The sequence below is a fragment of the Methanobrevibacter sp. genome (genome assembly GCF_045603845.1).
GTDB lineage: Archaea > Methanobacteriota > Methanobacteria > Methanobacteriales > Methanobacteriaceae > Methanocatella.
The window spans coordinates 1-20,050 of the sequence record NZ_JAZUMY010000104.1 but is presented as its reverse complement, the minus strand read 5'-3'; the positions used below and the strand labels follow the sequence as shown (position 1 = coordinate 20,050).

At 31.7% G+C, this 20,050-nt stretch carries 15 protein-coding genes; 13 read left to right on the top strand and 2 right to left on the bottom strand.

Annotated elements, in window-relative coordinates:
• From ACKI2W_RS10380 to pdxT, 7 genes are all read left to right on the top strand, one after another.
• On the top strand, positions 1 to 225 hold a 225-nt coding region (locus tag ACKI2W_RS10380), incomplete at its 5' end, for a 4Fe-4S binding protein (RefSeq protein ID WP_407381855.1).
• 13 nt (positions 226 to 238) lie between these two features.
• Positions 239 to 850, top strand: a complete 612-nt coding sequence (hdrC, locus tag ACKI2W_RS10375) for a ferredoxin:CoB-CoM heterodisulfide reductase subunit HdrC (RefSeq protein ID WP_407381853.1) — start codon at positions 239 to 241, stop codon at positions 848 to 850.
• Complete coding sequence (gene hdrB, locus ACKI2W_RS10370) at positions 847 to 1,788, top strand: ferredoxin:CoB-CoM heterodisulfide reductase subunit HdrB (protein WP_407381851.1); 942 nt, start codon at positions 847 to 849, stop codon at positions 1,786 to 1,788. The genes hdrC and hdrB overlap by 4 nt, the downstream gene beginning before the upstream one ends.
• A complete protein-coding gene (hdrA, locus tag ACKI2W_RS10365; protein ID WP_407381849.1) occupies positions 1,785 to 4,097 on the top strand; it encodes a ferredoxin:CoB-CoM heterodisulfide reductase subunit HdrA in 2,313 nt (770 codons plus the stop codon). The genes hdrB and hdrA overlap by 4 nt, the downstream gene beginning before the upstream one ends.
• Positions 4,098 to 4,142: 45 nt before the next feature.
• Entirely contained in the window at positions 4,143 to 4,580 is a 438-nt protein-coding gene (locus tag ACKI2W_RS10360) for a molybdenum cofactor biosynthesis protein MoaE (protein WP_405306946.1), read from the top strand.
• Between the two features lie 101 nt (positions 4,581 to 4,681).
• Positions 4,682 to 5,566: a pyridoxal 5'-phosphate synthase lyase subunit PdxS gene (gene pdxS, locus ACKI2W_RS10355; protein ID WP_407381847.1), complete on the top strand. Its 885-nt coding sequence runs from the start codon at positions 4,682 to 4,684 to the stop codon at positions 5,564 to 5,566.
• A gap of 39 nt (positions 5,567 to 5,605) precedes the next feature.
• Positions 5,606 to 6,193: a pyridoxal 5'-phosphate synthase glutaminase subunit PdxT gene (pdxT, locus tag ACKI2W_RS10350; protein ID WP_407381845.1), complete on the top strand. Its 588-nt coding sequence runs from the start codon at positions 5,606 to 5,608 to the stop codon at positions 6,191 to 6,193.
• A gap of 182 nt (positions 6,194 to 6,375) precedes the next feature.
• On the opposite strand, the gene ACKI2W_RS10345 is transcribed toward pdxT, so the two are convergent.
• The gene (locus ACKI2W_RS10345; protein ID WP_407381843.1) at positions 6,376 to 8,112 is read right to left on the bottom strand and encodes an MATE family efflux transporter; all 1,737 of its coding nucleotides are present in this window, start codon (positions 8,110 to 8,112) and stop codon (positions 6,376 to 6,378) included.
• Positions 8,113 to 8,124: 12 nt separating this feature from the next.
• Positions 8,125 to 15,945 carry an amino acid adenylation domain-containing protein gene (locus tag ACKI2W_RS10340; protein WP_407381841.1) on the bottom strand — a complete coding sequence of 2,607 codons (7,821 nt, stop codon included), beginning with the start codon at positions 15,943 to 15,945 and terminating at the stop codon, positions 8,125 to 8,127.
• Positions 15,946 to 16,029: 84 nt separating this feature from the next.
• On the opposite strand from ACKI2W_RS10340, the gene ACKI2W_RS10335 reads away from it, so the two are divergent.
• From ACKI2W_RS10335 to ACKI2W_RS10310, 6 genes are all read left to right on the top strand, one after another.
• Entirely contained in the window at positions 16,030 to 16,329 is a 300-nt protein-coding gene (locus ACKI2W_RS10335; RefSeq protein WP_292798703.1) for an STAS domain-containing protein, read from the top strand.
• Complete coding sequence (locus ACKI2W_RS10330; protein WP_292802540.1) at positions 16,326 to 16,703, top strand: ATP-binding protein; 378 nt, start codon at positions 16,326 to 16,328, stop codon at positions 16,701 to 16,703. The genes ACKI2W_RS10335 and ACKI2W_RS10330 overlap by 4 nt, the downstream gene beginning before the upstream one ends.
• Entirely contained in the window at positions 16,703 to 18,604 is a 1,902-nt protein-coding gene (locus tag ACKI2W_RS10325) for a PP2C family protein-serine/threonine phosphatase (protein WP_407381838.1), read from the top strand. The genes ACKI2W_RS10330 and ACKI2W_RS10325 overlap by 1 nt, the downstream gene beginning before the upstream one ends.
• Positions 18,597 to 19,232, top strand: a complete 636-nt coding sequence (locus tag ACKI2W_RS10320) for a 4'-phosphopantetheinyl transferase family protein (protein WP_407381836.1) — start codon at positions 18,597 to 18,599, stop codon at positions 19,230 to 19,232. Before ACKI2W_RS10325 ends, ACKI2W_RS10320 begins: the two co-directional genes overlap by 8 nt.
• Before the next feature lie 180 nt (positions 19,233 to 19,412).
• Complete coding sequence (locus tag ACKI2W_RS10315) at positions 19,413 to 19,691, top strand: hypothetical protein (protein ID WP_292802531.1); 279 nt, start codon at positions 19,413 to 19,415, stop codon at positions 19,689 to 19,691.
• A gap of 2 nt (positions 19,692 to 19,693) precedes the next feature.
• The coding region (locus ACKI2W_RS10310; RefSeq protein ID WP_407381833.1) for a type II toxin-antitoxin system VapC family toxin at positions 19,694 to 20,050 on the top strand (357 nt) is incomplete at its 3' end.

Genomic DNA, 20,050 nt, shown 5'->3' with positions numbered 1-20,050 from the left:
TTTGCAAATGAAAGATTGGATTTGACAAGGTGCTTTGGATGTGGATTATGTGCTCACTTCTGTAAGAATGATGCATTTGACATGAATACCGGCGATGTTGATTTGGAAATTAATGACAAATTAGTCAACGTGCCAATTATCTGTAGACAATCTGATAGATTAAGAGGAAATAAATTATCTAATCAGTTGAAAAAGTTAATTGAAACACAGGAATTTACTTTGTAGTGAGGTGGTTTTAATGACTACTCAACAGAAGATTAATGGCGCTCCCATTAATTTTGCAGAAGATATAATAGCTAATGTAAAGAATACTCGGGATGATGGTGTCCTGAAATGTGTGCAATGTGGTTTATGCACTTCCACATGTCCTGCAGCACGCCATTCTGAATATAATCCTCGAGAAATTATTGAAAGAGTTCTTGACGGTGATGAAACAATAATGCATGAAGATTATTTATGGAATTGTTTTTATTGTTATACCTGTCATAGTGTATGTCCAGTTGGGAACAGTGTTTGTGAAGTAAATCAAATATTAAAACAATTTGCAATAAACCAGGGCATAGGATGGGATAAGCTTTATGAATATCTTGGATTTGCTGACTCATATTTTGATGCTGCAATAGGGGCAATCCCGGAAATATTTTTTGATGATATTGCAAAAGATGTCCCCGGATGGGAAGAGATTAGATTTGAAAAATTGGAAGAAAACAGAGATAAATTAAATCTTTATCCGCCATTAATGCCTCCAGAAGATGTAATTGATGAAGTTAGTTTAATTTTAACAATTACTGGATTTAAGCAAAGAATGGAAAATATTAGAAAATCACAAGAAGAGGAGGCCAATAAATGAAAGATATTCCAGATAAAAATCTCCTTCTGTTTAGAAGTTGTCTTGTAAGTGTAGAGTATCCGGGCATTGAATCCTCAACTAAATATGTTTTTGAAAAGTTAGGTATTGATTATGGCATTTCAGAAAAACAGACCTGTTGTACTGGATTAGGGCATTATTCTGATGTTTTTGATCAAGTTTCAACAACTGCAATTGGTGCACGTAATTTTAAAGTTGCTCAAAATCTTGGAAGACCGAATCTTGTAATGATGTGCGCTACATGCTATGCAATTAACAAAAAATCTGTTAAGTTATTAAATAATAAAGATGACTTACGGGATGAAATCAATACTTTATTTGAAGAAAATGGTTTGGATCATTTAAAATATGAAAAGAATGATTTGACACCTACAGAAAATATATTTCATTTTGTAGATATTTTATATGGTAAAAAAGATGAAATTAAAAAGCATATTAAATATGATTTAAGCCAATACAAGATAGCTACCCACCATGGGTGTCATTACTGCAAAGTTCATTATGAAGATACTATTGCGGGTGTAAGAGATCCGAATATAATTGATGAACTCATTGAAGCATGCGGATGCAAAACAATTGGATGGTATGATCATAAAAGAGCCTCTTGCGGTACAGGATTTAGACAAAGATATTCTAATCCAGATTTATCATTTACAGCTACAGCAGATAAAATGAATTCACTTAAGGATGAAGGTGTAGAAATTGTAGTGCATTTATGTCCTAATTGCCATATACAATTTGACAGATACCAACCATTAATCTCTAAAAGGGAAGGCAGGGAATTTAAAGCGATTCACTTGAATATTTCCCAATTCATTGCTATTGCAATGGGTGCTGATTGGGAGAGTGTCGTCGGTGTTCAGGCACACACTTCCAAAATCGATTCTGTGATTACAGAATTAAAGGAGGTTGAATCATGAGTGGAGATTTGAAAATTGGCGTTTTCTTATGTGAATGTGGTGGAAACATCTCCGATACTGTAGATTTGGATGAAGTCAGACAATCACTTGATGTTGAGGTAATAGAAAAATTTGAAAATTTATGCTCATTAAATGGACGTAAAATCATACGTGATGCAATCATCGAACATCATTTGGATAGGGTTGTAATTGGGGCATGTTCACCTATAAGTCATGAAAAAACATTTCAAGATTATGTAAAACCTCTAAATCCTTATTTGATGGATATGGCAAATATTAGGGAACAATGTTCTTGGGTTCATGAGGATAAAAAGAAGGCTACAAAAAAAGCTATTACACTTATTAATGCATCTATAGAAAAGGTCAAGCAATCAGATGAGGTTAATCCTATTTATTGTCAAACTCCTGATGAAGTGGCTGTTATTGGGGGAGGGATTGCTGGAATGAATGCGGCATTATCCCTTGCACGCCAGGGAACAAAAGTCACTATTATCGAACAGTCACCAACATTGGGCGGGCATATGGCTAAAATCGGAAAAGTTTTCTCTCCTGTAAAAATTGCTGAAGAATGTGGTATGTGTTTGCTTAATCCTATTCTAAATGATTTGGTATGGAATGAAAACATAACTGTTTGGACTAACTCAAAGGTTATCACTGCCAATCGTCATGCTGGAACATATAATCTTATTGTGGAGAAATCCCCAAGATTTGTTGACGTTGATAAATGTATTGCATGCGGAAAATGTAGTGATGTCTGTGAAGTCAATGTTCCCGATGACTGGAATGAAGGCTTATCTTTAAGGAAAGCAATTTATAGGCCATATGGACAATCCTATCCTGAAGCATATGTAATTGACGGGGATGCATGTACAAAGTGCGGCGAGTGTAAACGTCAATGTATGATGGATGCGATTTCTCTAAAACAAAAACCTGAGAAAGTTCCGCTTCAGGTAGGTTCTGTTATAATAGCTACCGGACATCAATTGATAGACCCTAATAAAAGGCCCGATTACTCCTATAAAAGACATCCGGATATTATTACACAAGCAGAACTTGGACGTATAACTGGAGTAAATGGACCCACAAAAGGTAAATTATTGAAAGCGAATGGTGAAGTTCCAAAAAGAGTTGTGATGATTCAATGTGTAGGTTCAAGGGATGAAAAGCCGGATGGGCATAAGTATTGTTCTAAAATATGCTGTTCGGTCGCATCTAAAAATGCAAACATCATTAAACACAAGTATCCTGATACTGATGTTTTAATCTGTTATACTGATGTGAGAACTCCAGGAATGTTTGAAAAATACTATAAACATACACAATCAAATGAAGTTAGGTTCTTAAGGGGCAGACCAGGTGAAGTTGCTGTTAAAGAGGATAATTTCATTGTACGTGTTGAAAACACCATTAAAGGGGAATTTGAAGAAATTGAATGTGATATGGTTGTACTTTCAACAGCGATGGAACCCTCTGAAGGAACTAAGGAAATTGCAGAAATCCTAAACATTGGAACTACAGAGGATTCATTCATCAAAGAATCACATCCAAAAATTAAACCGGTTACAACGGATGTTCAGGGAGTATTTGTTTGTGGTACTGCACAAGATCCTAAGGATATTACTGATTCAATAATGCAAGCAACAGCCGCAGCATCTAAAGTAAGTGAATACAATCATGGTGGAGTGGAAATTGAACCATTCATTGCGGATATTGACTATGAAAAATGTCAATTATGTGGGGATTGTTTAGCTAAATGTAAATTTAAGGCTTTAAGCATTATTGATGATGAATTGGTCTTGGATCCGATGAGTTGTGACGGTTGTGGAAAATGCTTAACTGTTTGTCAACATGGTGCAATCAACATTAACGGTAATATTGATGAGAAGATATTCGCTACAATTAATGGTGTATTGTCTAAAAAAGTGGAAGATGAACGTATCATATTGGTATTCCTGGATACTATAGGTTATACTGCAGCGGACAATATTGGAGTTAATAGACTGAATTATCCGGAATCAATACATATAATAAAAGTTCACTCTGTTAATCGTGTAAGGCCTAGCCATATTAAACATGCACTTGATAACGGTGCAGATGGAGTATTTATTGGTGAATTCCCTGGTGATTTAATGTATGATGAAGTTGAACGTAAAATCGAAAGGGTGAAAACACAGATTGCAAATGCTGATGAAAATCCGAATAGATTGGCATTTTCAAAAGTATATATTCCCTACTTTGAGGGGCTTGCCCGCAAGTTAAATGATTTTGACAAACAAATTGAAAATCTGAATGAAATAGAGGGGGTTTGAAAAACCTCTTATTTTTAATTTTTATTTAAATAAATGGTGATTTTAATGGTTGTACAAGTTATAAAAGCTAAAGATGATAAGATTACAACAGCTGATTTAATTGCTGATTTGAAAAAAAGTAATAAAATTGATTATTCAGGGGTGATTTTCACTTTTGAAGGAATGGTTCGTGGAAAAGATGAGAATATGCATTTGGAAAAGTTGATTTTATCAACTCCTGATGTTGAAAAAACTGTAGAGGAAATTGGGAAAATAGTTGACAATACTAAAATCAAATATAATGTTCATGAAATTTCAGTTGTTCATTATATTGGTGAATTTTACACAGGAGATACATTGTTTTTAGTTGCTGTTTTAGGTTCTCATAGAAACGAAACCCTTGAAGCATTAAAAGAAACAATTGAAAATGTTAAATTCAATGTAGAATTTAAAAAAGAAGAAATTTCAAAAGAAGGAAGAAAAACAATCTTGGCAGGTGGATAAATCATAACCATCCTGTTCTGTGAAAAGATTATGAGTATTCGATTAATAAATTGAGTTGTATATAAAGAAAATAAATCTATATTTTTAATGGAGAAGATTACATGGTAAAAAAAGGAACTGATGTGTTAAAAGAAGGGTTTGCTAAAATGACAAAAGGTGGAGTCATTATGGATGTGGTAAATGCAGAACAAGCAAGAATTGCAGAAGATGCTGGTGCTGTTGCAGTAATGGCGCTTGAAAAGGTGCCTGCAGATATTCGTGCCGCTGGAGGAGTGGCAAGAATGGCAGACCCAACTATTGTAGAAGAGGTTGTCGATGCTGTATCTATTCCGGTAATGGCAAAAACAAGAATTGGCCATATTGCTGAAGCACAAATTTTAGAAACTCTTGGAGTAGATATGATAGATGAAAGTGAAGTATTAACTCCTGCTGATGAAGAATATCACATTAACAAAAAAGAATTCACAATACCATTTGTATGTGGTGCACGTGACTTGGGCGAAGCATTAAGAAGAATTGATGAAGGTGCAGCAATGATTCGTACTAAAGGAGAACCTGGTACTGGAAACATTGTAGAAGCAGTCCGTCATATGAGAAGGGTGATGGGCGAAATCAGAATTATCCAAGGAATGCAGGAAGAAGAACTTTGGAAATATGCAAGAAACATTGATGCTCCAATTGAACTTGTAAAAGAAACTGCAGGGCTTGGAAAATTGCCTGTTGTAAACTTTGCAGCTGGAGGTATTGCAACTCCTGCAGATGCATCCCTTATGATGCAACTAGGATCTGATGGCATATTTGTAGGTTCAGGAATTTTCAAATCTAATAATCCTGAAGCATTTGCAAAGGCAATTGTTGAAGCAACAGCAAACTATGATAAACCTGAAGTATTGGCTGAAGTGTCCAAAGGTTTAGGGGATGCTATGAAAGGATTGGATGTGTCAACTTTAACAGAAGCTAATAGAATGCAAGATCGGGGAATTTAATTTCCTCCTTTTTTATTTTAAGAATATTTTGGTGTGAATATGGCTAAAATAGGAATCTTAAATTTGCAGGGTGCAGTTTCAGAACATTATGACATGGCAAAAAAAGCTGTTAAAAAATTAGGTGTAGATGTCAAAGTAGAATCCGTAAGATATGCAGAAGATGTCGAGGCATGTGATGGAATAATAATCTCAGGTGGAGAAAGCACAGTAATTGGTAAACTCATTTGTAAAAGAGGAATTGATAAAGTAATTAAAGACAATAACATACCGGTATTTGGAACTTGTGCAGGAATGGTATTGCTAGGTAAAAAAACAGATTTTAATCAATCATTGTTGGGATTGATGGATATTTCGGTGAAACGAAATAATTATGGACGGCAAAAAGATTCATTTGAACAACCAATAGATATCTTAGGTCAAAAATTCTTAGGCGTATTTATAAGGGCACCTGCAATTGAATCTTATGATGAAACAAAAGATGATATTAAAGTGTTATCAGAGTATGATGGTGAGATAGTTGCAATTCAACAGGGCCACAATATTGCAATATCATTTCATCCGGAATTAACAGAAAATACTTTAATTCATGAATATTTCATTAAAGAAGTTTTAAATAAAATTAATTAAAATTGGTTTATACATTCTTGATGAACTAACATTTTTATTAGGAATAATTTTTATGTTTCCAAATAAGATTAAAATATTGTATACTTATAGGGCTCTTTGAAAAATATTTTTCATATAAATCTATTTTTGAAATTATAAATAAAACTTTTGTTATTAATTTTAATTGTATAATTCCATTATTATTAATGATTATTTTCATCAATAGTTATTACAGTACTGTTTAATCCCAAAACCCTTGAATAATCAATTTTACTTGCAACTTTATTTAACATGCCAATGTTGTCAAATTTCAAATCATCATTTTCAACAATCGGATTAAATTCAACACCACTATCTTTAATGGAAACTAAAACATTCTCCTCATTGTTTCTGACAATAACATCAATGAAATCAATCTTTTCATTAGTATTGATAATATTAACCAACATTTCCTCGATTGCCAAAGCAACGATTGCTGATGATTTTGAATCCTTTAAATAATTCTGAACATCACGAGCCAAACTCACAGCATCTTCAATATTGCCATTTATAGTATGTTCAAACACATTTTCACTATCATTGATCCTATTGATGAAAAAGCCCTTATATTCTCCATTACTCTTCTTATTGTAATATCTTGAATATGCAAATATAAATAAGATGGTTATTGCTTCAACAATTGCAAAGGAAATCCAAATTCCATCTCCACCCAACACTGCGGACAATCCAAATGACAATGCAACAGGAAGAATAAAACCTTCCAATAATGAAATTAAGGTTGAAATTGTATTTTCCTGAATAGCCTGAGCATAGAAAGTATATAAAAATGTAATAGCTGTTCCAACATAACTTACTGCAAATATCCTTAAAGCATTCAATACAACAGGAACATCAGCAGGATTTTTAACACTATACAACATCAGCAATGATTGAGGATAAACAATAAATAATGCTGACAGTATCAGACTTGAAGCCAAAACAATCTTCAAAGATCTTTTAAGAATAAAGTTAACTCCAGAATAATCTTCCTCTTTAAAGTAAACTGATACGATTGGAGACATTGTTTGAGCAGTTCCAATTAAAAACATATACAAAATAAATAGACTATTATAACAGATTCCAAATGCAACCAAACCTGACTTTCCAATATAAATTCCTATCAATGAATTTAAAACAAATAATTTTAAAGTTAAATACAGTTGGGTTGAGGCTGAAGAAAAACCTGAAGTGATAATCTCTTTGAGATATGCAAAAATGGAGTTTAATTTTAATCTGATAAACTGCAAAGTACGTTCTGATTTAAAGAAGTAATATGATATGAATATGGAACCTACTGCATAGCCGGTTGTAGTAGCTAATGCAGCACCACCCAATCCAATTTTAAAGACGCCCATATATAATACATCACAGCATATGTTAACAATATTTGCAAGAAGAATTGCCCTAAAAGGTAAATTAGGAATTCCGTCAGCACGAATGAAATAAGATAAACTCATCATATAACATAAAAAGGGCATTCCTAAAATTATCATCACAAAATATTGACTAACTAAAGGATTCAATTCCGGCTGTGAGGAACACAGAAATTGCACAATACTGCCAGAAAATAGCAGTCCCACAATAGTAATCAGAATTCCAATAGCTAAAAGAGAAATAATCGAAACCGAAAAGTAACTATTGCTTTTATCATCATTGAATTCCGCTTTTGAAACAGAACACAATACACTGCCGCCCAATCCAATCATCCAGTAAATTAAATTAACGAATGTAATTACCGGAGCAACCAACTGAATTGCAGAAAGGTTTGATGATCCAATCAAAAAACTCACAATCAAAGAATCAACAAACAGACAAATATTTCCAGCCATGGAAGTAAATAAAGTTGGCAGGAAAAACTCACCAAACTTACTTTTCAATAAATCATAATTTCTCTCATACATTGCTAAAACCCTCTAATTACCAAAGAAATCAAGTTCATCCAAATATTTAACAAAATTGTAAATATACTCTTCTGAAATTAATGGCCAGTTAAGACCTAAACGATACAATACTTGGGTAGTATATTTGTTTTCAACTGGAACCCATTGTTTTTTGGTTTTTCCAGAACCGACAGAAGTAATCAATCCAGAAACACCTTCTTGTTTGGTTTTATCTGCCAATGCATCTTTTAAAGCATTCTCATATTCATCATTTTCACACGGTTTTATATTTAAACCTAAAGGTCTGATAATCTCAACAATATCAGCAAAAGATATGACATGGGAATTATAAGCATGGAAGACAATGCACTCTTTTGGTGTTTTGGACAATGCCACAATGGATTTGGCAGTCATATCGATCTGGCTGAATTCCACATTATTGGACAACATTTCATACGGCATACAGCCCATAGTAACAAATGCCTTTAAACGATTGATAAATCCATTGGACTCGAAATTAATTTGGAATTCACTGTCTGAACTTCTGGCCATCAAATTACCAACCCTCATAATCTTAATATCCAAATCATCTTCAACAGCAGCTTCAAGCACAGCCCTTTCAGCTAAAAACTTACTGTCAATATACTGGTTGTCAATTCCCTGACCAATATACAAATCCTGTTCAGTATAGTTGACATCCAATGGTGGGAAGTTGTCAATGCTTTCACCGGCGACACTGTATGTTGAAACCTGCACATATTTGGCATTTTTCATACGGGCAAACTTCAATCCATTCACCACTCCACCAAGGTTAATATCTTCAATGTCTGTTCCGGATGAAAAGTGTTTTACATTAGCAGCACAGTTGATGATAGTATCGATATTAAATGAAATGATTTCTTCAAAGTATTTGAAGTCAGTGATATCTCCTTCAACTACTTCCAATCTTTCATCGAACAATTTTTCATTGAAATCATCTGCAAAGTAATAGAAGAATAATGATTTCAATCTATCATAACCAGACAAATCACCTCTTGACCTTACAAAGCAGTAAATCATTTCTGATTCAGATTCCAGAAGTTCCTTTAAAACATGAATACCTAAAAATCCTGTAGCACCAGTCAATAAAACATTTCCTAAATCTTCATCTAATTTTCCATTAATCATGGATTCCAAATTATTTTTCTTCAATAAGTTATTGATTTTGGAATAATCATATTTGCTTGTTTTTGCAGAGTCACCACCTTCATTTTCCAAAATGAATTCTGAAAGCATTCTTGGAGTTGGATTTTTAAAGAAATCCCCATAACTCAATTCATAATTACGGTTTAAAGCAGCCATAGTAATTTTAGTTACTAGCAGTGAAGTGCCTCCAATTTCAAAGAAATTATCTTCAACACTAACTTCATCCAGACCTAAAACCTCTGCAAATGTATTTGCAAAGAACGCTTCAACCTCATTTTCAGGAGCAATATATTCAGTAATCAATTCAGGTTCAGGCAGATTCTTCAAATCAGTTTTACCGTTTAATGTCTGAGGCATTTCATCCAATTCCATATAAACTGTAGGAACCATGTAATAAGTCAATTTTTCACTAAGCAGTGACTTTAATTCTTCAATATCAAATGAAAACTCATTAGGACTTAAATTTTCAACTTTATATTCATCATTAACTGTGAAATATGCGCATAAATGATCATTATCCTTGATTTTTCTTACAACAACTGCCAATGAATTAATCGGTTCAAAATCAGACATTATCGATTCTATCTCACCAATCTCTATTCTCAATCCCCTGAGTTTAATCTGATTGTCCAAACGTCCATAAATGGAAATGTCCCCATCTTCATGCAGTTTAGCATAATCTCCAGATTTATAGAATCTGATGCCATTAATTTCAGTGTATGCTTTTGCATTATTTTCCGGACGGTTCAAGTATGCTCTAGAAACACCTAATCCTGCAATATACAACTCGCCCATCACATTAGGAGGTAATGGATTAGCATCCAAATCCATAATAGATTCATATACATTGAATAAAGGTTTACCTATTTTAAGTTCACCATCTTCAATCAGACGATTGTTACAGCATACCGTTGTTTCAGTAGGTCCGTAAATATTATACACTTTAGCATCAATATCTTTCAGTGCTTCCAATAACTGTGCAGGGAATCCTTCACCCCCTACAGCAAATATTTTGAATTTGGAGAATGCATCATTCAAATCATCAAGTTCAAGATATTGCAGCAATCTGGAAGGAGTACCACTGTAAACGTTAGCTCCAGTCCTGTTTATTAAATCACATAATGTTATTGGATTTTTATATTCATCATCATTAGCAAATACAATCGGAATGCCATTTAACATTGCAGTCATTGTTTCCTGAAGCAACATGTCAAATGCCACCGTTGAAATTGACAATGCCTTATAATTTTCAGCTTTTCCATTTGTTGCAAGGTCGTATGTGTAAATGTTTTTAGGGTCCGGATAGACAAAGTTTGCAAGATTTTTATGTTCCAGCATTACGCCTTTAGGAAGTCCTGTTGAACCTGAAGTATAAATGATATATGCAAGATTATCTGCTTTTAATTCAGGATTAGGATTGGAAACATTGTTTTCTTTAAGCAAATCATCTAATGGGATGATATTTTCTTCATAATCGGTTAAATCAATGTTTTTTATATTAATGATATCATCAACAATGATGAATTTTGAATCGCTGTCTGTCAATACGTGCTCGATTCTGTCTTTCGGATAATCTGAATCGATTGGTATGAATGCTGCACCGGACTTTAGAATACCGAATATTGATGCGAAAACATTACTGTTTCTTTTTAAGATAAACATTACTTTGTCTTCAGCACCAACGCCTCTCCTAATCAAAGCATTAGCTATTCTATTTGCACGTTCGTTTAACTCAGAAAAAGTGAAATTTCCATCTTCGGCATATATTGCAATATCATTAGGATAAAGGTCAACCTGTTTTTCAAATATCTTATTTAACCTGTACTCATCCAATTCTACAAAGTTGAGGTCTTCCTTGGATATTTGGTTCTGTTTAATTATTGAGATATCTTTAAGTTGAGTTTTTTGATTTAAATCAATGAATTTATCAATGACAATAGAAAGACTATCCAAAAATGTTTGAATCAACACATCTGAATACAATTGATCATTGTATCTGATGAAAACTTTATATTCATCGTTTTCTTCTACAATGTTTAGATTTAATTTGAATTTAAGGTTGTCCTCTTCTAGAGATTGCCTTGCAACCTTTTCTCCGTTGATTTTTAAATCTTCAATTATTTTGCCGTGGAAAGCATATAAAAAGTCCGGAGTGAATCCATACTCATCTGAAATCTTTGTCAGAGGATAGGATGAATGAGTCAATACTTCCAGCCATTCTTTATTAACATAACTAAAGAATTCATCCAATGATAATTCAGAATTTAAATTTAAAGTTAATGGGAGGGTTTTAACCATCATGGCTAATGTTTTTTGTTGGTTGAACTCAAATCTTCCGTTTGTAATTGTTGCTATTAACAATTTTTTATCATAGACGAATTTTGATAAAACAAATGATGATGCCGCTAAAAACAGATTGTTTTGAGTAATTGATTGTTTGGCGCAGAATTCATCAATATTGTCTTTTTGTATAAATATTGTTTTTTCTAATGCTTTTCCTTTATTTTCATCACCGCTCAAATCCGGAGTCATCAATGTCGCTTCGTCGAACTCTTTAATTTTATTGTAGAAGAATAATTTGGATTCCTCATATAATGAAGACTCCTTAACCTTTTCTTCACTTAAAGCATAATCAAAACCATTGATTTCTTCTGTGTCATAGTCTTTTCCATCATATTCCTTTGCGATTTCATCAAAAAGAATGTTCAAGGAGGTTCCATCTACAATGATATGGTGGAAGTCAGCCAGCAGCATTGAATCGCCAACTATTTTAAATCTGAATAATGGACCTTCTTCAAGATTAAATGGTTTTATGAAGTCATCCAGATTGATTTCATCGACAATTTTAATTAAATCATCAACTTTCAAATTGTCTCTTCTTTGCTGATAAACCTCTCCGTTTTCCATGATTATTCTTGTTTTTAGGTATGGATGATTGTTGATTACATTGACAATGGATGATTTAAGTTTACTTGCATCAATTGCATTTGTAAATTGGATTTTTTTCGGAAGGTTGTATGCTAGACTTTCCGGATTTTTAATACAGTCAAAGTAAACTCCTAGCTGATTTGAAGTTAATGGATATAGCTCCTGGACTTCATCATTTTCAGAGGCATCGATTTTAATTTCTGATGCAATTTTTTCTATGGTTTTATAGTTTAAAATTTCAGTAACATTCAATTGAGCGTTTAGCTTATTGTAAATTGAAGAAGTCAATTGTATGACTGACAGTGAAGTCAATCCTATGCTGAATAGGTCAGTATTAACACCAAATTCATCAATACCTAAAATTTCTGACACGATTTCATATATCTTTGTTTCAATTTCATTTCTTGGATTGATGAAATCATCATTATCAATTATTGGATCTGGTAAGTTTTTAAAGTCTGTTTTTCCGTTTGGTGTTTTTGGGAATTCCTCCATTTGTGTGAAATATGAAGGTACCATATATTCAGGAATTGAATCAATCAAATGTTGTTTTAATTCATCAATATTAATATCGATTGTGGCTGTGAAATAAGCGCATAAGTGTTCTACTGAATTGATTTTTTTAACTACTACTTTGGAAAGAGTTATATTTTCATAATTTGCGATTGCTCCTTCAATTTCAGACAATTCAATTCTTAAACCTCTGAGTTTAATTTGAGTATCATTTCTTCCAAGAACATATAACTCACCGGAATCATCTTTTTTACCTAAATCTCCAGTATTGTAATATGGAATATTATTCAATGTCATGAACACTTTTTCCGTTTGTTCGGGGTTGTTTAGATAGCCTCTTGCGATTCCTGCTCCACCTACATAGATTTCACCAGGTACGTATGCAGGCAGTTGATTTCCATCAATGTCCATGATTTTATCAACTACATTAAGCATAGGCCAGCCTGCAGTGACTTCAGGACTGTTCATCAGTTTGTAATGTGATGCTATTGTCACTTCTGTTGGTCCGTAAGAATTGTAGATATCTGCATCTGTGTATTTTGATAATCTGTTATACAATACTGGTGGGAATCCTTCTCCACCTACAATAATGACTTTGCATCTGCCGACAACGTTTTGAATTTCTTCAAGCTGCAGGTATTCCAGTAATCTTGTTGGTGTTGATCCGAAACCTTCTGCATCAGTATCTCTGAATAACTGCACCAGTTCCAACGGATCAATAGCCTGTTCATCATTGGCAAATACAACAGGCAGTCCATTTAATATTGTACCGAATATTTCTCTTAAGAATACAATAAATGATACAGTGGAAATTGAAATGAATTTATTGCATTTGTTGTTTAGTTCATAAATTGGAACATTCTCTTTTACATTTGCAATATAGTTTGAGATTCCTCTTTGAGTAATCATCACTCCTTTTGGTTTTCCAGTTGAACCTGAAGTATATATTAAGAAACATAGGTTATCTGATGTTAAATCAACTTTGGGATTGGAATCATCTTCTTCTAAAAGCAATTCATTAACATCAATTCTATTTTCTCCATTATATTCGATTTGTGAACTGGTAATGACAAATTTGGAGTCACTGTCTTCCAATATCTGGTTGATTCTGTTTTTTGGATAATTTGGATCAATCGGTATGAAAGCCGCACCTGCCTTAACAATACCTAAAACAGTCGCTATCAAATCGCTGTTTCTTCTCATCATAAACATTATTCTATCTTCAATGTTTACTCCACGCTTGATTAATCCATTGGCAATTCTATTAACTTTTTTATTTAATTCATCATATGTTAGCTCGCCATCTTCAGCAATAAGGATAGTTTTATCTGGATTTTCTGAAGTTATATTTTCAAACATGTCTGTGATTATTCCTTCATTGGCAAGTTTGATTTCAAAATCCTCATCCAACTCAATCTCTTCACGAATGGAAATATTTTTCAGTAATTTATCAGAAGAATTGAATTTTGACAACAATACATTAATTCCATTTAAGAATGCTTCCATTAGTTCTTTGGAATAGAATGATTCATCATAGCTAATGTGGATTTTTCCACTTTCAAAGTTGAATACGAATTTATAGTCTTTTTCAGCATAGTCATCAGTGTAGAATAATATTTCACTTGAAAAATCCAATTTATGATTATTTAATAAGGGATATCCATGATATTCTCTAAATTGACCGGTGAAATCATTTAGATATTCATTGACGCTTAAATCAGTATTGAAATGGTATCCGCAAGCTAATTTATTATAAGATATCAGAATATCTTTCGAAAAAGCAAATTTGGTTAAGTTAAATAAGAATGTTGCAAGCAATATCTTCTCTTTTGATAAATTAAATTTACCAGACAGTTGCTTTAGATTTTCAACATCTATTGTCTTGGATATTGATACATAATTTATTTTATCACCATTAACATCAGGTGAAATTGTGGTTGGATTATCAAAAGAGTTGATTAAGTTGTTATAGTAGTTTTCTGCCTTGAAAAAGTCAACAATATCAACATTATAATCCTTGCATTTTATGGATGAATCTTTCATAACCTGTTTTGCTAAATCCTGAATTCCATTCGCAATTTCCTGAATTTCCACTTTATTAAAACAGGATTTATTATATTCTATAAATATTGATTGTAATCCATTTTTATCTGAGTAATTTTTGTTTATTCTAAAGTGTAGTGGAAATTTTATGTCTTTTTGTAAAGTCAGGAATTTTGAATCATAATCTGTTGAATTGGATACAATTGAAACCATTGAAATGCAATCAGGATCAATATTCTGATTTCTTAAATCTGTTGTATATTCGCTGAATTGCAGTTTTGCATGAGCCAAACCTTCTTTTAGAACAGATTTCGAATAGGCAAGCAATTCTTCAAAAGTTAATTCTTCATCATATTCTAATCTTAATGGAATGGTATTTACAAACATTCCTAAGGCATTTTCTTGGCCAAAGTATCTTCCATGAACTGAAGTGTTCATTACCAAATCTCTGAATAACAAGTTGTCTTTTTTGGATTTGGCAAAGTATAAGAAGTTAAGTGCTAATGCAGTGATGAATGGTGAATAATTGAATTGCGGAATTTCGGTTAACTTGACTTCCAAAAATCCAAGTTGCGAATTATCAAATGTATACCAGTCAGAATTATAATTTTTCAATGTATTTAACCAGTATTTCTTATCGGCGATGGCTTCAGAGGAGTTTAAATATTCCAATTCCTTTTCAACATATGTTTCATAGGAATAATCAATTGGAATATATTTTTCATTGTTTTTAATGCAATCAATCACTTTATCGATTTCCTGTGGAATTATTGAAAACAATGAAGTTCCGTCAAGCAATATGTGCTGAACAACACCAATGAGAACTGTTGTGTTTTCAGTTTTCAGAACTGCCCATCTATACAATGGTGAGTCAAAAATTCCATCAAATGGATTTTTCAAATACTCTTCAATAAATCCATTCAAATCCATTTCAGATATTTCAAATGATTCTACATTAACAGAATCATTTTCATTATAATATTGTTTAAAATCACCGTTTGTATCATATTTAATTTGTAGATTTAAATATTTTTGAGATATTAGTTCAATAGCCTTTTTTACATATTCAAAATCGGTTTTTGAATAATTTTTTCTAAATTTCAGATAAAATGAATCATTATGAGGATTATTTATCTCTGAAAACAATAACATCTTTTGAGATGAAGATAAATTAAAAAATTCCATAAAATTCACCACTTATATTATATAAATGTTTATTCAACACAATATTTAAAATTAATAAAAAATAAATGAAAAATTGGGATTAATATGAATATTATAAAAGAATATGATGATAAAGAATTAGTTTTGGCTGTTGAAGGCCGTGTAGATACAATCACTTCACAGGATTTGGAAAAAGAAATTAATGATGAATTTGGTAATTTCAACTCTTTAATTTTAGATTTTTCTGCTTTGGAGTATATTTCCAGTGCAGGATTGCGCGTATTGATTGCTACACAGAAAAAACTTAAAAGTGACGACATTCCTATGGTTATTAAAAATGTCAATGATGCAATTAAAGAAATATTTAGGATGTCCGGATTTGATAAGATATTGAAGATAGAATGAGTTTCTTGAAAATAACTCCTAATATTGATAATTTATATCAATTAAATGAATTTATTCATAGCATCATTTTAAAAGAAGACTTTCAAGTTGATTTGATAGTTGAAGAAGTCTTTGTGAATATTGTTAACTATTCTCATTCTGATTTTATTCAAGTCAATGTGGATTATACAGATAAAACATTAAAAATGGAATTCATTGACAATGGAATTGAATTTAATCCTCTTTTAAAGGAAGATGTGAATCTTCCCAACAACATCGATGATGCAGAAGTGGGAGGTTTGGGAATTCATATTACAAAAGAACTGTCTGATGAAATTTCATATGAGTATGTTAATGGTGAAAACCATTTAAAAATAATTAAAATTGTGGAATAATGAATGACAAGATAAAAAAGATATTAATACCTTTTGTTATAATGGTAATCTTCAATTTGGGAGTTTATTATTTGACATTCGGCAAAAACTTTGGTGGAGGATATTCTCCTCATGTTGGAATATTGTTAATTTCAGGATTATTACTTGGACCATATGGGGCTATAGGAGCAGTTGCCGGAAATTTTTTATGCGATTTGGTTAGAGGATATACTGTATCAATAGCCATATCTTCAGCAGTTGTCGGTTTTGGTGTATCTTATTTGGCATATAAATTATGGTACAATAACTTCGACAATAAGGTTAAAATTACAAAACCAAGATTAGACAATACAACTCATGTTCTTTTATTTATTATGATTATTCTTTTTTGTGCAGCATTATATGCAATAGCACATGCAAAGTTAGTTTATCTAATTTATCCTAATAATATACCTATCGTTTCTAAGATTGGAGTTAGCTATTTTGTCAATTTTATCAATTCATCATTTATGTTTGGTATAATTGGAATCTGGTTATCTAAACATTTCAACTTTTTCGAAGTTCCTGAAAAATCCAATAAACAAGAACATGAAAAAATATATCAGATTTTAGGATGCTCAATAATTCTTTTCACTGTGATAATATTAATTATAGATTGTATTTTTAATTTAACAAATGCAATTGTGCTTGTTGAATTGGTTGTTCTTGTTGTATTGTTATTTGCTTATTTAACAAAACCTTTCACTTCCGATGTTTCTGAAGTTGATTCAAACTCAATCCCAGAAAGGATTATGAATCGTTTTTTAATAATCATTTTAATTCTCACTATAATTGGTTTAGCCATTTCATCAGATTCCGTTTTAATCAAGTTGGCAGATGTTTATCTGTCAGGTACTGCTGAAGATGTGGTTATATCAATGTTATTGGTAACAGATGGTTTATTGCTGGTATTTTTAATTCCTTCACTTTCTGTTTTGAGATATGTTGAAAATAAAGTTATTGAACCTATTACTAAATTTTCTAAAATTGAAAATTTTGTAAAAGAAAATCAGAAAATCGAGTCAGAAGGTTTGATTAACATTTATTCTGAATATATGGGTAATGATGATGAGATTGGAGTTTTAGCCAGAAGTTATTCTGACTTAATCAGTCATAATAATTATTACATTGAAAATATTCAAAAAATTGAAGGTGAAAAGGAGCGCATTAAAGCGGAGCTTGATATTGCAACTAAAATCCAACAGTCAAATCTTCCATTAGAACCAATTGATAATGAATATTTCATTGTTAATGGATATTCCCATCCTGCAAAAGAAGTTGGTGGAGACTTCTTTGATTATTATGAATTAGATGGGGACAATTTGGCTATTGTTATTGGAGATGCGTCAGGCAAAGGCGTTCCCGCAGCATTGCTTGCAACAATCACACAAGTCATGATCAAACAGCTTCTCATGCATGAAAAAAATCCTTCAAAGATTTTGTATTCGCTTAACAATCAGTTATGTGAAAACAATTCTGAAGCAATGTTCATCACATTATGGCTGGGAATTTATAATAAAAATACTCATAAATTGACATTTGCCAATGCAGGACATAACCCTCCATTAATCAAACATGATAACTCATTTGAATTTTTAAAAGTGAATGAGGGGCTTGTTTTGGGAATAATGGATGATTTTAAATTTGAAAAAGAGGAAATCATTTTGGATAGTGAACTTGTTGCATACACTGATGGAATAACTGATGCCAATAATAAATATAATGAAATGTATGGTGAAAAAAGGTTAATTGATTTCTTCAATATTTATAAAAATGATAAAGATCCAATCAAACCATTGCTTGAAGATATTGATAAGTTTATTGACGGTCAAGAACAATTTGATGATATGACCTTAATGTATTTGATGATTAAAGATGATTAAGTTAGCTTATGTTGATGTTAGTGATTTAAATTTAAGTAAATCTTATAATTTATTGCCTAAAATTCGTAAAGTAAAAGTGGATAATTTTAGATTTGATAAGGATAAAAAGCTTAGTTGTGGTGCGTATTTACTTTTGAAAAAATTATTGAGTGAAGAGAATATAACACAACCTGCTTTCGAAATAGGAAAATTTGGTAAGGCATGTCTATCTAACAATGACAATATCCATTTCAATTTAAGTCATTCAGGTAAAATTGTTGCATGTGCAATATCTGATATGGAAGTTGGTGTTGATGTTGAATATAATGATCCTACAATTGATTTAAATATAGCTAAACATTATTTCTATAATTCAGAATATGAAAATATCATGAACTCCAAATGTCCTTCAGATGAATTTTTCAATTATTGGGTTTTGAAGGAAAGCTATATGAAATACACCGGATTGGGATTTCACCTAAAATTAGACAGCTTTGAAATACTGATTAATGATGAGATTAAACTTAAAAATGATAAAAACAATTTGAAATTTAACTTATTTGATATTAATGATTATAAATTGGGGCTTTGCTCTAAATATAATATAAAATTCCCTGTTAAGTACAATATTGGTGATTTATACCCTTAAAAATTAATAAAAAGAATAACTATTTTTTAACAATTGGGATTAATCTTGCATTATAAGGAACCAATGATTAAAAGTATATTATTTTGCATCTATCAGAAGTATGTTTTCCAAAAGATTAATATATTATTATAAAAATATATTAGTATACAAATATACAATGAATTTTTGGAAGTGATTTGGATGGCAACAACAATTAGGATAAATGAGGATATTAAACAATTGTTGAAATTGAAAAGTGTTGAAACAGGAATTACACAATTGGATTTGGCAAATAAGTACATTCTAAAAGGTCTTAAAGAGGATGACACTCCAACTAATGTAATGAGCATTAGTGATATTGAAGCAATGTTGTCTTTTGATAAACCTGAAGGAGATAAAAACTTAGAGAAATTAGATGGAGTATCACACTCAGAAGTACCAACTAACAGCGTAGAATTAAAGAAAAGTAGTTACAGATAAATATGATATTTTTAGATAGCACATACCTGATTGGATTGATGATTGATAATGATGACTATCACGAACAAGCACATCAACTAAGGCCAATCATAGACAAAGAAAGAAAACTAATAAATAACACTGTACTGGTGGAAGTACTCAATAGCCTAAAAAAGAACAACCATAGAATAGAATTGGATGAAATATTGGATACTTTACTAAGCTTGGATAAAGTGGTTTTTCTTACCAGTGAAGATTATAATGAAAGTTTTAACTTATTTAAATATTATAATCTTAGTGTTAACTATTCTGACTGTACAATTTTAAAAACAATGATGGATAATAATGTTTCTGTTGTTGTATCATTTGATTCAGACTTT

Coding starts and splice junctions, on each gene's coding strand:
- ACKI2W_RS10315 (WP_292802531.1), top strand. CDS start 19,413: ATGGCAACAACAATTAGGATAAATGAGGATATTAAACAATTGTTGAAA.
- ACKI2W_RS10360 (WP_405306946.1), top strand. CDS start 4,143: ATGGTTGTACAAGTTATAAAAGCTAAAGATGATAAGATTACAACAGCT.
- ACKI2W_RS10325 (WP_407381838.1), top strand. CDS start 16,703: ATGAATGACAAGATAAAAAAGATATTAATACCTTTTGTTATAATGGTA.
- hdrB (WP_407381851.1), top strand. CDS start 847: ATGAAAGATATTCCAGATAAAAATCTCCTTCTGTTTAGAAGTTGTCTT.
- pdxT (WP_407381845.1), top strand. CDS start 5,606: ATGGCTAAAATAGGAATCTTAAATTTGCAGGGTGCAGTTTCAGAACAT.
- ACKI2W_RS10320 (WP_407381836.1), top strand. CDS start 18,597: ATGATTAAGTTAGCTTATGTTGATGTTAGTGATTTAAATTTAAGTAAA.
- ACKI2W_RS10340 (WP_407381841.1), bottom strand. CDS start 15,945: ATGGAATTTTTTAATTTATCTTCATCTCAAAAGATGTTATTGTTTTCA.
- ACKI2W_RS10335 (WP_292798703.1), top strand. CDS start 16,030: ATGAATATTATAAAAGAATATGATGATAAAGAATTAGTTTTGGCTGTT.
- hdrA (WP_407381849.1), top strand. CDS start 1,785: ATGAGTGGAGATTTGAAAATTGGCGTTTTCTTATGTGAATGTGGTGGA.
- ACKI2W_RS10345 (WP_407381843.1), bottom strand. CDS start 8,112: ATGTATGAGAGAAATTATGATTTATTGAAAAGTAAGTTTGGTGAGTTT.
- hdrC (WP_407381853.1), top strand. CDS start 239: ATGACTACTCAACAGAAGATTAATGGCGCTCCCATTAATTTTGCAGAA.
- pdxS (WP_407381847.1), top strand. CDS start 4,682: ATGGTAAAAAAAGGAACTGATGTGTTAAAAGAAGGGTTTGCTAAAATG.
- ACKI2W_RS10330 (WP_292802540.1), top strand. CDS start 16,326: ATGAGTTTCTTGAAAATAACTCCTAATATTGATAATTTATATCAATTA.